Origin of the sequence: Lysobacter sp. TAF61 (assembly GCF_052113485.1) — a bacterium.
Classification (GTDB): domain Bacteria; phylum Pseudomonadota; class Gammaproteobacteria; order Xanthomonadales; family Xanthomonadaceae; genus Lysobacter_J.
In genome coordinates, this window is record NZ_JBFRDH010000001.1 from 625017 (window position 1) to 641394 (window position 16378).

At 58.6% G+C, this 16378-nt stretch carries 11 protein-coding genes; 8 read left to right on the forward strand and 3 right to left on the reverse strand.

Annotated elements, in window-relative coordinates:
- Positions 1-2: 2 nt before the first annotated feature.
- Positions 3-2783 (reverse strand): wall associated protein, encoded by a 2781-nt coding sequence (locus AB4Y64_RS02770; protein WP_441814912.1) that lies wholly within the window; start codon positions 2781-2783, stop codon positions 3-5.
- Between the two features lie 1243 nt (positions 2784-4026).
- On the opposite strand from AB4Y64_RS02770, the gene AB4Y64_RS02775 reads away from it, so the two are divergent.
- The 8 genes from AB4Y64_RS02775 to AB4Y64_RS02810 all read left to right on the forward strand — a co-directional run bounded on the left by AB4Y64_RS02775 (position 4027) and on the right by AB4Y64_RS02810 (position 12880).
- Entirely contained in the window at positions 4027-4518 is a 492-nt protein-coding gene (locus AB4Y64_RS02775; protein WP_441814913.1) for a hypothetical protein, read from the forward strand.
- On the forward strand, positions 4508-5578 hold the full coding sequence (locus AB4Y64_RS02780) for a hypothetical protein (RefSeq protein WP_441814914.1): 1071 nt from the start codon (positions 4508-4510) through the stop codon (positions 5576-5578). The genes AB4Y64_RS02775 and AB4Y64_RS02780 overlap by 11 nt, the downstream gene beginning before the upstream one ends.
- 1807 nt (positions 5579-7385) lie before the next feature.
- Positions 7386-7688 carry a hypothetical protein gene (locus AB4Y64_RS02785; protein ID WP_441814915.1) on the forward strand — a complete coding sequence of 101 codons (303 nt, stop codon included), beginning with the start codon at positions 7386-7388 and terminating at the stop codon, positions 7686-7688.
- On the forward strand, positions 7685-9178 hold the full coding sequence (gene hxsB, locus AB4Y64_RS02790) for a His-Xaa-Ser system radical SAM maturase HxsB (RefSeq protein WP_441814916.1): 1494 nt from the start codon (positions 7685-7687) through the stop codon (positions 9176-9178). The genes AB4Y64_RS02785 and hxsB overlap by 4 nt, the downstream gene beginning before the upstream one ends.
- Before the next feature lie 302 nt (positions 9179-9480).
- Entirely contained in the window at positions 9481-10362 is an 882-nt protein-coding gene (hxsC, locus tag AB4Y64_RS02795; RefSeq protein WP_441814917.1) for a His-Xaa-Ser system radical SAM maturase HxsC, read from the forward strand.
- On the forward strand, positions 10355-10972 hold the full coding sequence (hxsA, locus tag AB4Y64_RS02800; protein WP_441814918.1) for a His-Xaa-Ser repeat protein HxsA: 618 nt from the start codon (positions 10355-10357) through the stop codon (positions 10970-10972). Before hxsC ends, hxsA begins: the two co-directional genes overlap by 8 nt.
- Positions 10973-11347: 375 nt before the next feature.
- Positions 11348-11908, forward strand: coding sequence for a DUF2726 domain-containing protein (locus AB4Y64_RS02805; RefSeq protein ID WP_441814919.1), 561 nt, complete (start codon positions 11348-11350; stop codon positions 11906-11908).
- Between the two features lie 30 nt (positions 11909-11938).
- Complete coding sequence (locus AB4Y64_RS02810; protein WP_441814920.1) at positions 11939-12880, forward strand: 5'-nucleotidase; 942 nt, start codon at positions 11939-11941, stop codon at positions 12878-12880.
- Between the two features lie 272 nt (positions 12881-13152).
- On the opposite strand, the gene AB4Y64_RS02815 is transcribed toward AB4Y64_RS02810, so the two are convergent.
- Positions 13153-13851 carry an HNH endonuclease gene (locus AB4Y64_RS02815; protein WP_441814921.1) on the reverse strand — a complete coding sequence of 233 codons (699 nt, stop codon included), beginning with the start codon at positions 13849-13851 and terminating at the stop codon, positions 13153-13155.
- A 494-nt stretch (positions 13852-14345) separates the two neighbouring features.
- On the reverse strand, positions 14346-16316 hold the full coding sequence (locus AB4Y64_RS02820) for an ATP-binding protein (protein ID WP_441814922.1): 1971 nt from the start codon (positions 16314-16316) through the stop codon (positions 14346-14348).
- Positions 16317-16378: the final 62 nt, after the last annotated feature.

Consider the following 16378-nt stretch of genomic DNA (forward strand, 5'->3'; position numbering starts at 1 on the left):
GATCAGCCCCCCGGTCCGGTGCGCGTCGTTGACAGCGGTTTGCCGAACACATCGCGAACGATGGTCGTCGTCACGCCTCCCGGAGAAGCGATGGAGATTGGCGCGTCTGTGCTTGGCGCATCAAATGCCTGGAACGAGGTGGTCGTCGGGAATCCCCGCGGATTGGTTGTCACGACCTGCCCGCCCATGGCGTATGTGGTCGTCGACGTGAGGTCTCCCAATGCGGCTTCGGCGCTCTGCGTAACTGTGCTCACACGGCCGAGAATGTCGTAAGCAGTGGAAGTCCCGGTCAACGCGTCATTGACCGAAGTCAAACTGCCAACGGGGTAGCTGGTGAAGATGAGTTGCCCGCGAACATCGTAGCGATTGACGACAAAGCTGTCCGTCCCGGCGACTGCCGAGTCACGCGTCCAGGTCAACACGGGCCGCCAGAGGCCGTCGTAGAACGTAGTCGTCACCCCAGTGCCGGTCTGTGTTGTAAGTCGCCAATGGTCTGCGGGTATCCCGAACTCACTTACCGCAACTGGATCGAACGTGCGCGTGGTTGGATTCCAACCCTCGCCGGCCGGGTACGTGATGATCGTAGGCCGCCCCATCGCGTCATATTGGTAGCTCTGCGAGTAGCCGTTCTCGTCCGTTGAACTCATGATCCAGCCGACATCGCCCACCACCGCCGATTCGGTAGCACCCGATGGCGAATCCGGCGTCGCCGGATGCTGGATCGTCTGTGGTATTCCGCGCTTCCAGCTGGAAAGCGTCGTGACGTTGTTGTTGCCGTCTTTGACTGTCGCGACGGTGCCGTCACCGTAATAAGTCAGCGTCTGCGATGGCTGCGGATTGCCAAAAGAATAGGTCCGCAGCGGCAGAGCGGTGGTAGCGTCGTAATCGGTCCGGGAAACCACCTTGCCTGTGTTCGTATTGGTCACGGTAGCAACCTGCCCCAAGACCCACTTGGACAGGTTGTCGGAGTAGACGGTCGAATCCGTCCTGCTGCACGGTGTGCAGCCAAGGTTGCTAGCCTTCGTAACGCTCAACGGGCGGGCGAAGGCATCGAATCCGCCGACTCCGCTGGCCACCGTGCTGGTATAGAGCACGCCATCCAGATCGATGACACTGCTGCGCTGCGGACGCAGATACTCAGATGTAAAACCACTACCTCTTAGCTGTGGACTTGTCCCGATTGGTGTGGCGAATGACTGCCCAGACTGGGCCAACTCGTATGTGCTGCTGTCCGTGCGCCGGATGTCCCCGGGCCCGGTGCCTCGTTGGACCTTGAGAAGCTTGCCTTCGTTGTATCGGTAGCTGTTGCCGAAGGTATAGCGCGTCCATTCACCACCTGGCCCGGCCACCTCTGTGGTGGCGGTTCGCGCGCAGTCGTCGGACACGCAGGTCGGCTGCATGCAGCTGCCACTCGTGCAGATTGGCCCAGTATTCTGAGCCCACATGGTTTCGTCGTAGTAATTGTATGTCCATAGCGCCGCGACCAACCCCGGACCCGTCACGCGTTTCTTGGTCAAGGAGAATGCGTCGTATTGAAGTGGGTACACCGCGACGTCGTCATTCGAATCGTTGTAGGGAGACGTGTAGTTCCCGCAGACCATCGGGACGTTGCTGCGGCCATGACGCCATGGCTCGATACTGAACTCGCCCACTGCGCCGGACGGATGCGTAATCGTCCCAACAGCTCCGCCCGTGATGACGTCCCCGGGGTCGCCACAAGATCTCACCGGATCATCTGCGCCGGGCTGTCCCTGGTCGTATCGAATTACGGCACTTGAGAGAGCTGAGAAGTTGATTGTCCACTTGCTCGAATGGCCAGCAACGTTGTCCGGCAAGATTACAGAGGCCAGCGAGAATGTTGACGCGGTCGGATTGCTGTATTGATAACTCCAAGTCTGCGTTCCGTTGCTTACCGTGGAGATATACCCCTCTGTTGTGTAGCCGATAGTGATGGAGCGGCCATCGCTCGCATCAATTCGGTCCAGCTTTACGGGTGCATTCGGGGCATTGGAGTACGTGTAGGTCACCGAGTTCCCGAAGCGATCCTCGATCCGTGATACGTATAGTGCGTTCTTGCGACGGGGAATCGTGATCGACGATTTCGCACTTTTCAGCGGAGTTTCGTAGAACTGCGCCATTCGATCGAACCGATAGGTTGTTCCATCCGAAGTGACGGCCAGAAAGCCCTCTTCGTCAGCAGGACCGTTCTGGGTGCCGGTGATGCAGGAGAAGTACGTGAATCCGCTGGTAACCCAAAGGTATGGGCCGCCCGTTGCTGGCTTTGGAGTTCCTGCCACAACTTGCAGCATCTCTCCGCCACCTGGCATATGCGCCTCGTTTCCCTGCCAATAGTCCTCGGCCTGAAAGGTTTCCCCGCCGCTGCTTACCGATGGCGGACTCGGCGATGCCGAGCAGCGCTTCTTCGGCCAGTTGGAAGCGAAAACTCCGCTCAAGTTGGGAATATCTAGGTCCCAATCTGCGAATGGAAGGTCGACAGTAGTACCCGAGGCCCCCACTGACTTGCCCTTTCGACTGCTTACGACGTAGCTCCGCGTAATAGCTACAGGCAGCTTGCTGTTCCCGGGCACGCTGACGTCGGTTGCGGAGAACGACAGTGCGCCGCTGGCCAAGTCAACTGCATCGCCGAAAAGGTCCGGCCCGAGGGCGCCGACGGCCTCGCTCGCCTTGAAGAGCTTGTCGTACTCCTCCCAAGGCCTGTTTGCCTCTTGAGAGAACGCAGGAGTGCAGGCAAACGCCAACAAAAGGCCCAAGGGCCAGTTCATCGAATTCTTCAAGTTGTCCCCTTCCGTTTCAGCCCATTGCAGGCCGAACTCCTTGGTTCCGCAACCGCACACCAGAACCGCGCGGCGTATGGCGGCGATATGCAGCTAGATCGGCGGGTGCGTCAAGTGGGAATTTTTCTTCATTCAACCGGCTTGAAAGTAGCCTAGTCGTGGGGCGTGTCACGAACGCCTTCGCGCCTCTCCCAGCCTTTGCCGTGAGCGACTTGGTGCGTGAATTGCTCCACCTGACTTCTGGCGCTCACGCCCCCATAGGGTCGTGCTATCCACGAGTGCGAAATAGATGTGACGAGCGCCGCATGTCTGATGCACTGCTTCGCTGCCCCGGGTCGATTCCATCACCTATCGGATCAAGGACTTAGCCAAGTCGTTCGGGCGACGCTCGTCCCGTAAGTGCCTCAGCCACCACGCCCGGGATCTACCCCCCGATGAGGGCTGCTCTCATCTGAGCGAGTGCGTGCTCTGGTTGTATCCCTGCCGCATCCAGAGCGGCTCCGAGTTCCTCAGCACCCCTGGCAGCACAGCAAGCTCGGAAGCGCCCAGGGCCGCAGAGAGCACGCCAGAATCGTCGCGCATACAGGCCCGCCTCCAGCAACACAGGAAGTCCTAAGACGGAGCCGAAAGTCTGACTTCCCTGCCCCCGAACCTCGCGAGTCGCCTGGCTAACCTTACAGATGGCCCCCGTCTAAGCGGTGACAGCGCCGGCACGAGTCATCCGAGGCACATTGATCTTGAAGTGCGTGCCCGGACACCTCAAGTGGAATTCTCCCTACAAGTTGAGACGCACTTCTGCGTCTTCCCGGCGCTTCGAGATGCCTTGACGAAGATTCGTCAAGAACGGGCCGCGAACTTCGGGCGCCGACGGAAAGCATCTGATCACCGCTCGAAGCGACATCGAACTCAGGCCCTGCCGGTCGAAATCGCCTACACGTGTGAGATTTCATAGTCAGCGGTGAGTGATGAAACGACACCCATACAGTGACTCGCGTGACGACTGCTTTCTACGTCACCGCTGACTTACTCGAACATCTTGTGCTTGCACTTCTCCCATTCCTGTCTCTAGGATCCGCGCCGCTCTTCAGCTCCTGTCGTGATGCGAGTCACTCGCATCGCCTAAATTTCCTGAAGAAATTTCTTGCGATCTTGTCGAGCGCCGCTCTAACGTTTGCTGGCCACTTCAACAGGATGACCAAATGAAAAGGCCCTAACCAATCACGAGGAACCAATGCACAACGAAAACACACTAGACACCGCCAATCACGAACTCAACAAGGATCTTGACGAACTCGACCTCTGGCTGGAAAAGAACCCGATGACGCATGAATCAACGAAGCGTCGACTGATTCCATCAGGGCTGCTCAGCTATGGTTTCGACGCACGACCAAAGCTGACCGTTAAGGGCCACCGCGTCGAACTTTGGCTCCACAACACGGGATCGGATCTGGACCGCACGCTGATCGGTCGCGAAGACGCAGTAGAACTTGCAACTGCCCTCGTAGAGGTATGCAACCCAGCCGATGAAGGCGCTTGTCGAACCCCGACCGTGCGAGAAGCCTGCAATCGACACTTTCATGTTTCTGGCTTCCGGAACGGACGGGTGATCATCCAGTCCGACTCGGCGATGGTGCAAACGGATCGTCTCGGAGCGCACACCTTGTCGTGCCAGCTGCAATTCGCTGCTCTCGCCTGCTTCCAGGGGGAACAGCATGGCGCGTAAGAAGCGATCTGCCCCGAACCTGCTTGCAGCTTCTCGCCGTAGCACGTTTCTTCAATCGTCCCGCCGCGTGCCCGGTTCTTCCTGGCTAGTCGCGGAAGCTTCGCTTGCGCGAGAGGCAGTTGGCCAAGACACGCTCGCAATGGAGCCAGGGCTCGCCCCTACGATGTGGGTGGAGTATGGCTACCTCTCTGCATTCCAGCGGACCGAACTGTTCACTAAAGCATATGAGGAGGAGTTCCGCCGCAAGCATGCCCAATACTTCGACTCAGTCGAAGCGGAGCGCATGCAGCCCATCGACGCGAAGTACGTGAAGAATTCGGCGGCGGAGATGACGGCGCTATGGCATGCGCGACAGCATGCCGACCAGATCGGCGTTCCCTACCCCTTCTTCATCCGCGCAGCCATAGAGCTTGCGATTCAGCGCTGGACAAAAAAACGTGTACCCCGGCCCAATCAGCTCTGGAGGGAGAGCCAGTTGGCGGCCATCCGCCGTGCATGGAATGAGGAATATGGACGCCGGACGTTCATGCCCAGTCCGGAGTGGGATCTGCGCTTCCTCGCGCAAAAATACCGGGGAGATCCGGCACAGCTCGCTTGCCTGGACATCATCGAGCGCGACGTCTACCGGGCCGGATTCGGCAACCAAGCCGCGCGACTCAGTGCGTACCTGCACGACAAGCGGATGATCACGGAGGACGAGTCGCGACGCCGGTTCGGGGATGATCTGACCGAAGAAGCGCTGGCGGCACGTGACGATCTCCCCGTCGTGGCCGCCCCGACGGCAAACGCCCCATATCGGGCGCCTTGCATCGGTCTGGTCGAAGCCCGAGACAGTCCGGCATGCAGTGAATGTCCCTTCGCTGCCGCCTGCGAGAAGGCGTCAGGGTTGGCCAAGCGCGACCTGGTGGCCCGGCGGGGCTCGGACGACCCCCGGCGCGCAAAGATCCGAGCAGACACTGCGATCCGGGTCCGCCGACTCCGGGAGAAGCGCCGGAGTCAAGATCTCCAGGTTGCCGGTGATACCGGAACTCCGGGATGTGTTGTGGCGGCTGCCTTGTAACGAACTCCGGTAACGCTGTCCTAAGAGCTTCTTTAAAGCTTTAAGAGCAAGAGCAAAAGAAGAAGCTCTTGGGGCGCGTTACATCCCGACACCTCCGGAACGTGGCTTCGATCGTTCAGAACGGGACAGGACCCGGCGTCGTTCTGGCGGGCCTTAGACTCAGATGCCAGGGATACCGGCGCTTCCTTTGCAGAGACTCATCGGTATAACTCGAAGGGCGCTCCACAACGCGCACTGGCGGGCACCATCGACGACGACGTAGGGTCGCTACCCTGAGGCGTCGGAAGCGCCGCACAGGCCCGCATGTTGCCAATCCGGCATGGCCCGGGAACACTTCCCACATGATGGGATAACAGGGGCGCCCAAGTGGATGATCTGGTGAACGAAGACTCAAGCGGCTGGACGGACGAGGAGCTCCGCGAATCGGTGCGCGCTTATTTGGAGATGCAGGAGCACGTCCGGAGTGGCACGCCCTTCGTAAAGAAGAGCTACTACGAGGCGCTCGCAGCCAGACTCGGAGGACGACGAAGGCGTTCGAATATCGGATGCAGAACATCTCGTACGTGTTCTCTCTGCTCGGCCGCCAATGGGTGCCTGGCCTGAAGCCAGCCAGGAACGTTGGCTCAACCATTGCCGGCAAGATCGAGGCCATCATCGCCGAGCTGGAAGGACAGAAGCAGCCGGCTACCGCCTTGTTCAAGGTGCAGGTCAGAGAGAAAAGATCCCGCCTGAAGGGGAAGTCACCGCCGCCCAAGGGTGCCAAGCAGCCGAAGACCGTCGATGTCGTGGTGACCCAACATGTCCGGGATCCAGCTGTCCGGGCATGGGTCCTGAATCAGGCGGCCGGCACCTGCGAGTGTTGCCAACTACCCGCGCCCTTCGAGACCGTAGACGGTCCGTTCCTCGAGGTACACCACGTGCGGCTCCTTGCGGACAACGGCTCATACGACCTCCAACGCCGCCGCTCTGTGTCCCAACTGCCACCGCAGACTGCACTTTGGATTGGATGCGGCCGTTCTGATCGACCAGATGTTTACACGAGTTCCACGCCTAGTCCGAGAGTAGAGCTGCGAACTAACGCCGGCTGGAGAGAGTTATCGCTATAACTCGCCAGACGCCACAGAACTCGCACAGACAAGCAGCCCGGGCGAACACGCAGGGTCGCCAGCCCAAGACGTCAGAAGCGCCTCACGGGCGCGTGCAGGACGCGACAGCGCGTACTTGATTCGGGATACCTCGCCCGTCTGTCAGCCTTCGACATTGCCCGGCATGCGAGCCAGGTCGGCCTCAATTCGATAGATGAGCTGAGAGCCACGTCCTTCAACGGTTTCAGGCGAAATCTGTCGGGTTAACCGCATAGGAACGTCAACCTCGGACCTCGCTCAACACTTACACATAGACGGTCGCGACACACCTCGACCGCACGAAGCCGACAGTCCGCGCGGATGTGTAAGACCAAATCAATCTCCGAGACCTGCTCGTCATCCATTTCGAGCACGCGCCTGGAGTTACCCGGAGTCGAAGCCCTAGGACGGGACCGCACCCGGCACAGCCCCAACGGCGAAGTCTGCGATGCTCCGACCAGATCTTATAGAAGCCCCAGCGCGGTCATGCTCCCAACGGTCCTATCAGCCAGCATTGGCAATCGCCCGGCTACGTTCGGTTAGCCAATAGCCGTCCACAGAAGATGAATGGGGCGATCCCGCCTGGTACGCCCCGTATGAGACTTTTTCTCGGCCATCCGTTTGGCAGGGCAGCTCGAGTTCAAGCAGGATAGGAGCCATCCGGGGGGATCAGGGGGGCGGTCATGGACGCCATCAGAATATTCTTAGACGGTGGGATATTTTCCACTGAAGTCGTCGCGCGCACCGCGCACCGCTATACAGGCACGTTCTTCGTCCAGGTCACTTCCGAGCCCTCGGGCATTTCGGCCAGCCTGACACCGAAGGACGAAACAACGGACGTCCGCAATCTGTGGGAGCGCTTCCACAACGACGCACTGGATGAACGCCTGCGGGAACGGGTCAGAGATGAAACCCGCGAGCTTCACAACGCCTTGGTGCAAGTAGCGCTGAGAGAAGCGAAACCTGCCCCTGGCTCGCCGGAATGAAATTCGCTGGCAAAGCCGAGTTTATTGGCGACCGCGGTTACCGACTGATGCCCCTGCGGTTCCGGCGCTTGCCATGGGATAACGAGCGAGTATTTGTCAGCTCGCTCGCTGGCGACTGGCTCACCATGTCGCGAGAGACACTGGACCGCGTAGTAGCAGGGACCGTAGGGTCAGATGACCCATTGTTGGCTGACCTGGAAGCTAGGCACCTCATCGCGACGGATCCGGATCGCACGACCCTGGCGCCATTGCTCTCTCAATACCGCACCCGCAAGGCATACCTGCAGAGCGGACCCGCCCTGCACATCTTCGTCGTGTCGCTGCGTTGCCACCATACCTGTGCCTACTGCCAAGTATCGCGACAACCCACGACCAAAACGGCATTTGATATGTCCGGAACGGCCGCTCGACATGCAGTTGAACGCTTGTTCGAATGGCCGTCGCGAACGCTGACAGTGGAGTTTCAGGGGGGAGAGCCACTGCTTCATTTCGATCAAGTGAAAGCGATCACGGAGATGATCGAACAGCGCAATCGGGATGAGAATCGCTCGCTGCGCTTCGTGATCGCTTCGACGCTACACGATCTCACCGACGATCAACTGGCGTTTATGCGAGATCACGAGTTTCAACTATCGACCTCGCTCGACGGTCCGGAATGGTTGCACAACGACAACCGCCCACGCCCCGGCCGAGATAGCTACCGCCGCACCGTGGAAGGCATTGAGCGGGGACGCAGAGCCCTAGGGCAGGATGCGGTGTCAGCGCTAACCACCCTGACAAATCGCAGCCTGGAAGTACCAGAGGCCATTATCGATGAATACCGGAAGCTCGGCTTCCATTCGATCTTTCTACGTCCATTAAGCCCCTATGGATTTGCTCGCAAAACCCAAGGTCGGCACGGCTACGCGATCAGTGACTTCCTGAGGTTCTATGCGATCGCGCTGGAACACATCTTGGCGGTCAATCGCAGCGGATACGCCATGGAAGAGTCCTACGCAAGCCTCTTGCTCTCACAGCTAATGACACCTTTCGCGCATGGCTATGTCGATCTAAGGTCACCGACTGGCGCAGGCCTGGGCGCCGTTGTGTATGACTACGACGGCCAAGTCTACCCATCCGATGAAGCTCGCATGCTGGCTGCAATGGGCGATCACACCTTTGCCATGGGGCGAGTCGATGAACCAGTCAGCGCCTGGCTGTCATCCCCGGCAATGCAGCAAGTCCTGGCGGGCGGCGTTGCAGAAGCTCTCCCGACCTGCTCCGATTGCGCTTACGTTCCACTATGCGGTGCCGACCCAATCGACCACTATGCCCGACAAGGAAATGTCTTCGGCCACAGGCCGTCCAGCGAGTTCTGCGAGAAGCAGATGGGGCTGTTCGACCTTCTGTTGGAACGTTGGGAACAGGCGTCTGCAGCAGATCGCTTGATCATGGAGGAATGGGCGTCGCGCGCCGAGAGCAGCGGCCCATCTGTTGAGGAGGCGGCCTGATGCTCGCGTTAGAGGCTAAGGCTCGCCTGGACGGCTGGACAGCATCCACCCTGGTAAAGGTCGCAGGGCTATCTGAGTTCGCATCGGGAGCGTATCCGGTAGAGCGGATGGTCCTAGATCTCCGCGGTGATCAGCTTCCAACCCCGACTGATGCCCTCTTATCCCAGCCTTGGGCCGGGTTCCTAGGGGACGAGACCACGCGCCTACCTGCGGGAAGGCCTGGCCTGGTACTCCTCGCCGACCAGGCCATCGCGCGCGCTGGCGACGTAGTCGAAGTCAGGCCTTCGGTGTCGAAGGTAGCAGTGCGTTATCGCCGCGGCGACAATGGCAACGTCCTTTTCGCCACTGAACGCTGCAACAGCTTTTGCCTAATGTGCTCACAACCGCCCCGTCAGATCGAAGACGACTGGCGGATTGAGCAGCTATGCGCGCTGGCGGAGTTGGTTGACAAGGATGAGCCATCAATTGCCATCAGCGGTGGGGAGCCCACCCTCTTGGGGGAGGGCCTCCCTCGCATAGTTGAACGCTGTGCTGACTCGCTACCGCATACGCACGTTCACGTGCTATCGAACGGACGCCTTTTTGGTGAGGGGGTATACGCCCAGTCTTTCAGGGCGCTGCACCCGTCCCTCACCTGGGGAATTCCCCTCTACGGGGACCACCATCGTCTTCACGACTACGTCGTGCAAAGTCAAGGCGCATTTGCGCAGACGATCCGCGGACTCTATGCGCTACATGCAGCCGGACAGCGAATCGAAATCCGAGTCGTCTTAGTCAAGCCAACGGTCGAACGCCTTCTCGACCTTGCCCGCTATATGTATCGAAACCTGCCGTTCGTAGAGCATGTGGCGTTCATGGGAATCGAGCCAATTGGCTTCGCCAAGGCGAACCACCCGGCACTCTGGATCGACCCGGCCGATATGGCCAGTAGCCTCGCAGATGCGGTCGAGTTCCTGACGCGCCGCGGACTATCGGTCTCGATATACAACCTACCCCTCTGCGCGCTACCGGAATCGCTGTGGCAATTTGCTCGACGGAGCATCTCGAACTGGAAGCAAGACTACCTGCCCGCCTGCGCAAACTGTGGCGTGAAGGACCAGTGTGGCGGGTTCTTCGGCTGGGTGACCCCAGATTGGACTAGCCGGGCTATTAGACCCATTGAGACGGGGATCCGACATGCGTAGGACATTGACGATAGCTGGAACGGCTCTTTCAGCACTGCAGGGGGCAATTCACGATCACGACGCCCCTGCTAGGAATGCGGCTTTCCTAGCACTGGCAAATCAGGATGCCGACTACACTGTCACACTAACGGCGCCACTGAACTTCAATGCCCAGAACATGTACGCCGGGCACCGTTCCCACAGCAGCCATAGCTCGCACAGCTCGCATTCTTCCCACAGCTCCCACTACTCGGGAAGCGGTGGTACTTACAGAGCACCCCCAGCGCCAGCTACCTACACTCCACCGCCGCCACCCCCGCCAGCTCCAAACTCTTCTGACCCGTTCCGTCCACAGAACTTCAGGCCAGCTCCGAGGTCAGGAGATTCGTCGCCGCAACTCCTATCTGCACCGACTGCGCCCCGACCCTCCGCGGATCAACTCCAGTTGATGATTATGCGCGTGCAGGCGGCGCTTTATGCGAAGGGGTACGACCCAGGAGCGATAGACGGAACCTTGGGCGCATCGACGAAGATCGCCCTACGACAGTTCCAGGCAGCTCATGGACTAACTCCGTCCGGAACGATGACAACGGAGACACTGAACGCTCTTGGCGTGGCGCTGTCGCCATAGCAGCCATCGAACTGTCTAGCCTAAAGGAAGAATTCATGCGACTCAGAGCACTGGCAATTGTGACCACTTTCGCGCTGGCATCGTCTACGAGCGTGTCGGCTCAATACGACGACAGTTCTGAGTGCCACGACGCCAAGAGCAATGCAGAATCTTCGGCGAGCGACCTTAGCCGATACTCCAGGCGGCTTCAGCAGTGCGCTGAGAGCGGAGACTATTCTGATGACTGCAGCTCAGAGTTCAGGCGCGTGCAATCAGCATATGGCGACTACGAATCAGCAGCATCTGATGTCTCGAGCTATTGCAACTGAGCAACTTTGACTCCATACGTTGTCGCTTTGCGGCTGAACTCATTGTGTCCCCATGGAAGCCAATTGCATGCTTTGGATCGTCCTATTCGCTCTGATCATGCTGGTTCTCGCCATACTCTTGGCGCATCGAGGACATCGGGGCAAGAACTCGGACGACTTCCCATATCTGAAGGCCGAGACGCTGTTCTCGGCGGCAGAGCGCTCGTTCCTGGGCGCCCTCGAACAAGCCGTTCCAGGCGAGTTCCGCGTCTTCGGCAAAGTGCGTATTGTGGACGTGGCGAATGTCAAGGTCAGCTCCGACCGTGCGAGGTGGCAGCGGGCATTCAACCGAATCAGCAACAAGCACTTCGATTTCATCCTCTGTAGGCCAGACAACCTTGTGATCGTTTGCGCCATCGAGCTTGATGACCGGCCCCATAAGCAGGCAAGGCGCAAAGAGCGCGACACCTTTGTAGCCGGGGTGTGGGAGGCCATTTCACTGCCGCTGCTGCAGGTTCCTGCACAGCATGCATACTCAGTGCACGACCTACGGTCAAAGATTCTCCAGGCCGCCTACAGAGGAGCACCCCCTCCCGTGGCGACAGATACTCGGCCACCGCCGAAGCCCACCCTGAATACTCAGCGTTAGCAGCGCATTACATATCGGACCCAGGGCTCTATGCCATACGAACTCAAAGATCGACTTGTCGTCGGTGTCGCATCGAGCGCCATGTTCGACCTGTCTGAATCTGACAAGGTGTTTCGAACGGAGGGCGAAGAGAAATATCGAAAGTATCAGGAGGACAACAAGTCTGAGCCCCTAGCCCCCGGGATTGCCTTCTCGTTCATCAAGAGACTGCTTTCTCTAAACGACCTGAGCATCGATGATCAAGGCCCATTGATCGAAGTTGTACTACTTTCGAGGAATGATCCTGACACTGGATTGAGAGTGATGAACTCAATCCAGCATTACGGCCTAGGCATAACTCGGGCGATTTTCCAACAAGGATTATCCCCCTACGCATACATCAACGCACTCAGCATCTCGCTGTTCCTTTCTGCCAACAAGAGCGACGTGCTTGAAGCTATTGCGAAGGAACTTCCAGCGGGATACGTAATGGACTCAAAGAAGATCGACGACCCCACCGATGACACCCTCCGAATCGCCTTCGACTTTGACGGAGTTCTTGCGGACGATGCATCGGAGACCGTCATGCAAGAAGGCAATCTTGCTCAGTTTCACGACCATGAAACAGCGAACGCCATGGAGCCACACGGCGGCGGCCCCCTGAAGAATTTCCTGGTTCGCATCTCAAAGATCCAACGTGCCGAGGAGGAGCGTAGGAAGGCGGACTCCTCCTACAAGAACAGGCTGCGCGTTTCCATCGTCACCGCGCGCAACGCCCCATCCCATGAGCGCGCCATCAATACTCTCAAGAGCTGGGGCGTAATGGCCAACGACGCATTCTTCTTGGGCGGAGTGGAGAAGCGACTTGTACTTGATGTTCTCAAACCACATATCTTCTTTGACGACCAATCTGGCCACCTCGCCACGGCTAGCGAAGTCGCACCTTCTGTGCACATCCCCTTCGGGATAACCAACCGGCGCGAGCGAGCCTAGTTGGCCAGCTTCGCCGCTGCCGCAGCCAGGCTATCGGGAACCAGGCGCGAATACCGCAACTTCATAGCGATGTCTGCATGCCCCAGTAGGTCACACGACGTTCCGCAGATACCTATACCTCTAGCCTTGGAGCTAAAAGCATGGAACGCCAATCAACTGGACACTCCGCGCCGAACCAGCGGGGCACCACCGCCAGATCATCCGGACAGTAGCGCCAGCCTGGTCGGAGGAACCGACGGGGCTTTCGTATCTGACGGGGAACACCCCGTTTACTACTCGCCTTGCCGGCGCCCCAGCACCCTCTGGATGAAATGAGCCCGCTTCTTGTGGACGCGCTGGAGTCCTTTCCGATCTGCGCTCGATGCCCGCTCCAAGGCTTCGATGGCGAAGTCGTCCCCGCGCATGTCACGCTTGCGGGTGTTGCAGCTGGGACAAGCCAAGACCACGTTGGAGATGTCGTGGGTGCCGCCGTAGATTAGGGCCTCGTAGTGGTCCACGTGACACGTGATCGGTTCGTCAGGGCCATTGACTCGCCCGCTAGGACCTATCAAGGAAACGAAACAGTAGTAGCAGCGTTGCTCTTGACGGTGCAAATGGTCCAGAACCTGTTCGCGGGTGTGCTGGCCGGAAGCACTCTTGACCCGCAGGTTACGCAGAAACGATTGTCTCCGCTGGGAGTCTTTGAACCTGATCGCACTGAACTCTCCTAGCAGCCCCTCTGGCATCAGCACTTCGAAGTGCGAGAGCTCGTTACCGTAGAATGGGTGTCGCCGTGGGGAGCACGCCCCGTGACGCTCTAAGTCCGCCAAAGGTTGTCCGCAGCGGTAGCAACGAGCGTGGGCGTTGACAAAGGACAGCATCACTGAAGTCATTCCATATCGCTCGGCGAGGTCTACTCGCTGAATCCGGTGGCACCACGCGCCATCGGTGATGGTCGCGCCTCCCAGAAGTTCGTATGGCAATCTCTTCATTTGGTTCCGCCTCCCTGGTTGTCGGCGAAATCTGCCTGACGGCAGAACCACTCCCTAAACTGGTCTAGCCTGGCGACAGTGTCCAGTTCGGCTGGCGGTGGTGTCCAGAACTTTTGGCAGCGGTGATCAGATGGCCGGCGGTAACTAGCCAGACCCTTCACCGGTTTCGGCCGCAGTTCCGGCCTTAACTGCCGGGTTAACCTCACGACAACTTCAACTCCCTGCTCGTCATCCAGTTTGAGCGCGCGTCTGGAGACCCGCGGAGTCGAAGTCCTAGGACGGGACTACACCTGGCTGAGCCTTGCCGCCGAAGTTCGCGACGCTCTGGCCAGACCTTATACGTCGCACCGTTCGCGCCCAGTCGGCGCAATCCCTACCAGGTAGAGGACCCTTCGCCCATGCCAGGTGCCAACGAGCCTTCGCCGATGGTGAGCGAATCAACGCCGGAAACACCGTGGGGCTAGGGAGGCAAGAAATCAACGCCTACCCGCTTGCTAGCCAGCCGTTGATTCCGCATTGATCAAGGGAGCCTGACTTTCCATCCCCATGATCTTCTGCACAAGCCCATATCCGCTGATGTCTTCGTATCGAGACGGGATGCGCGACTTCAAGCCGTGCAATCTGTGGTTCGCGGTATCTGTGAGCTGCGAGTAGGTCGTGGCTGTGACACGGCCGAACACGCGGTTGTCGTTGTCCTTCAGATCCTGCTTATTGAGCAAGCCCTTAGTCAGCTGATGGCCCACAACGTATGCATTGAAAAATGGTGACCCGACAATGCCACCATTCGCAACAAATTCTTGGACATAGGCTTGCGCCTGAAACATCTCATTCATGCCGATAGTGGATCGGCCCTTCTTCAACTCGATGAGAAGAACGTCACGAACAGTGCATAGATGATTAGCGCTGCTATCGAAGGCTTCGGTGCCTACGATGGACAAAGTCGACGTACTCAAGGCGATGAGGTCAGGGCGCTTCTTGGGATTGAAGAACGAGGTTGTCTCGACCTTTGACTTGAAGATCGCCGCAGCGACGGTCCTCAACGTGTTGTTCGAAGCGAACTCGGAGCTATCGAACTCGGGGCCGAACAGCCACCTGGCCTGCGTAACCAAGGGATGAAGGGTATGAAGTTCGTCGGCGCTTTCATCGGCTCCCAGCTTCTCGATGGCCGCCACAACTGAAAGCCGCGCATCGATCTCATCAAGCACCGTCATTGCGTCTTGAATGGTCCACTGCTCTAGCATTCGATCGAGACTATCGATGTCGCTCTCATCGAGCTGGAGGAGTTTGTCCAGCAGATTGGCACCATTGCGGGCCTTCTGAAGCTTGATGACAGCCTTGACTGCTTTGCTCAGCGTCTCGGGATGAATGCCTGGCTGATCGTGCACCAACTCCTGCGTGAACTGTGCAACCTCGAACTTTGCGCCGGTGGGCAGGTCTCGAAACGCCTCACGATTCTTCATGAGTGCATCTTCTGAGCTCTCCTCAATGAATCCAGCAGACAGGGTGTCAGCTGCCTCCTGAGCGTAACGATTGACCGAATCAAATAGGGCGCGAGTGACGTCATTAGGCTTGAAGTGTGACCAGTCGCCTTCAACCAGTGGCAGCCAGATATCACCGCCCTGGACGACAATGGCATAGCGTTTCGCAAAACGAGAACGCCCATCGACTACTGCGATCGGTCCTAGCGACCAGCTCGGCATGCCGACCAAACGGTTGTTTACCCAGAACGCGATGCCTTGATATCGAGTTGATCGCGCCGACTTTGTCGCATCGACCACATGTGCAGTCACCTTGTAGCCGTCGGCAATCTCCAGCACCTGACTTTCGATGAGACCTTCGTGCTCGGACAGCGGGACTGACAGCCCATTTACTTCAACAACGAACTGAGGGTCATGGAGGAAGCGAGCCGATAGGATGGTGCGAATATTGTCAGGCTTAGGGAGGTGCCGCTCGACTTCGACCATTAGGCGTGTGCCCTGCCCAAGTCGCTTACCAGTCTCCTCCCCCCGAATGTAGAAAGGAGAGGCGTGATTTCGAGTGCCGATAACGAAGGTCGAAAGAACTCCGTCGACCCAGGTTTCCACCGTGTAGTGATCTGAGAAGCACAGCAAGCCATGTCGCCCAACACCATTTCGGCCAAATGCCCTGCGGGTCCAATCTGAACGCCCCGGAGGGAATTGGACCGCGCTTCCTTGAGTTCTGGATCGATCGTAGTTGAGCGTCATCCATCTCGCACGGAACTGATTCGACGTCATCCCGTGGCCATCGTCCTCTACAGTCAGGAGGCCATCGCATTGTTCGGGAACGATCACCTTGACCTTTTCAGCGCCCGCATCCCAGGCATTGGCGACGAGTTCGGCCAATGCAGTTTCAGGGTCGTAGCCTATTCGACCTAAGGTACGCAGGACGAAGTCCTCCTCAAACAAGGCCTCGTTTGCTGCTGCATCGATTGTTACCTTCCCCATTGCGGTCCCCATGTGCCGGTGAGGTCTGACTTGAGCCATGACTATGCCGCCAAGGGGTTGGA

Coding starts and splice junctions, on each gene's coding strand:
- AB4Y64_RS02785 (WP_441814915.1), top strand. CDS start 7,386: ATGGACGCCATCAGAATATTCTTAGACGGTGGGATATTTTCCACTGAA.
- AB4Y64_RS02820 (WP_441814922.1), bottom strand. CDS start 16,316: ATGGGGAAGGTAACAATCGATGCAGCAGCAAACGAGGCCTTGTTTGAG.
- AB4Y64_RS02815 (WP_441814921.1), bottom strand. CDS start 13,851: ATGAAGAGATTGCCATACGAACTTCTGGGAGGCGCGACCATCACCGAT.
- hxsA (WP_441814918.1), top strand. CDS start 10,355: ATGCGTAGGACATTGACGATAGCTGGAACGGCTCTTTCAGCACTGCAG.
- AB4Y64_RS02780 (WP_441814914.1), top strand. CDS start 4,508: ATGGCGCGTAAGAAGCGATCTGCCCCGAACCTGCTTGCAGCTTCTCGC.
- AB4Y64_RS02775 (WP_441814913.1), top strand. CDS start 4,027: ATGCACAACGAAAACACACTAGACACCGCCAATCACGAACTCAACAAG.
- AB4Y64_RS02770 (WP_441814912.1), bottom strand. CDS start 2,783: ATGAACTGGCCCTTGGGCCTTTTGTTGGCGTTTGCCTGCACTCCTGCG.
- hxsB (WP_441814916.1), top strand. CDS start 7,685: ATGAAATTCGCTGGCAAAGCCGAGTTTATTGGCGACCGCGGTTACCGA.
- AB4Y64_RS02805 (WP_441814919.1), top strand. CDS start 11,348: ATGCTTTGGATCGTCCTATTCGCTCTGATCATGCTGGTTCTCGCCATA.
- AB4Y64_RS02810 (WP_441814920.1), top strand. CDS start 11,939: ATGCCATACGAACTCAAAGATCGACTTGTCGTCGGTGTCGCATCGAGC.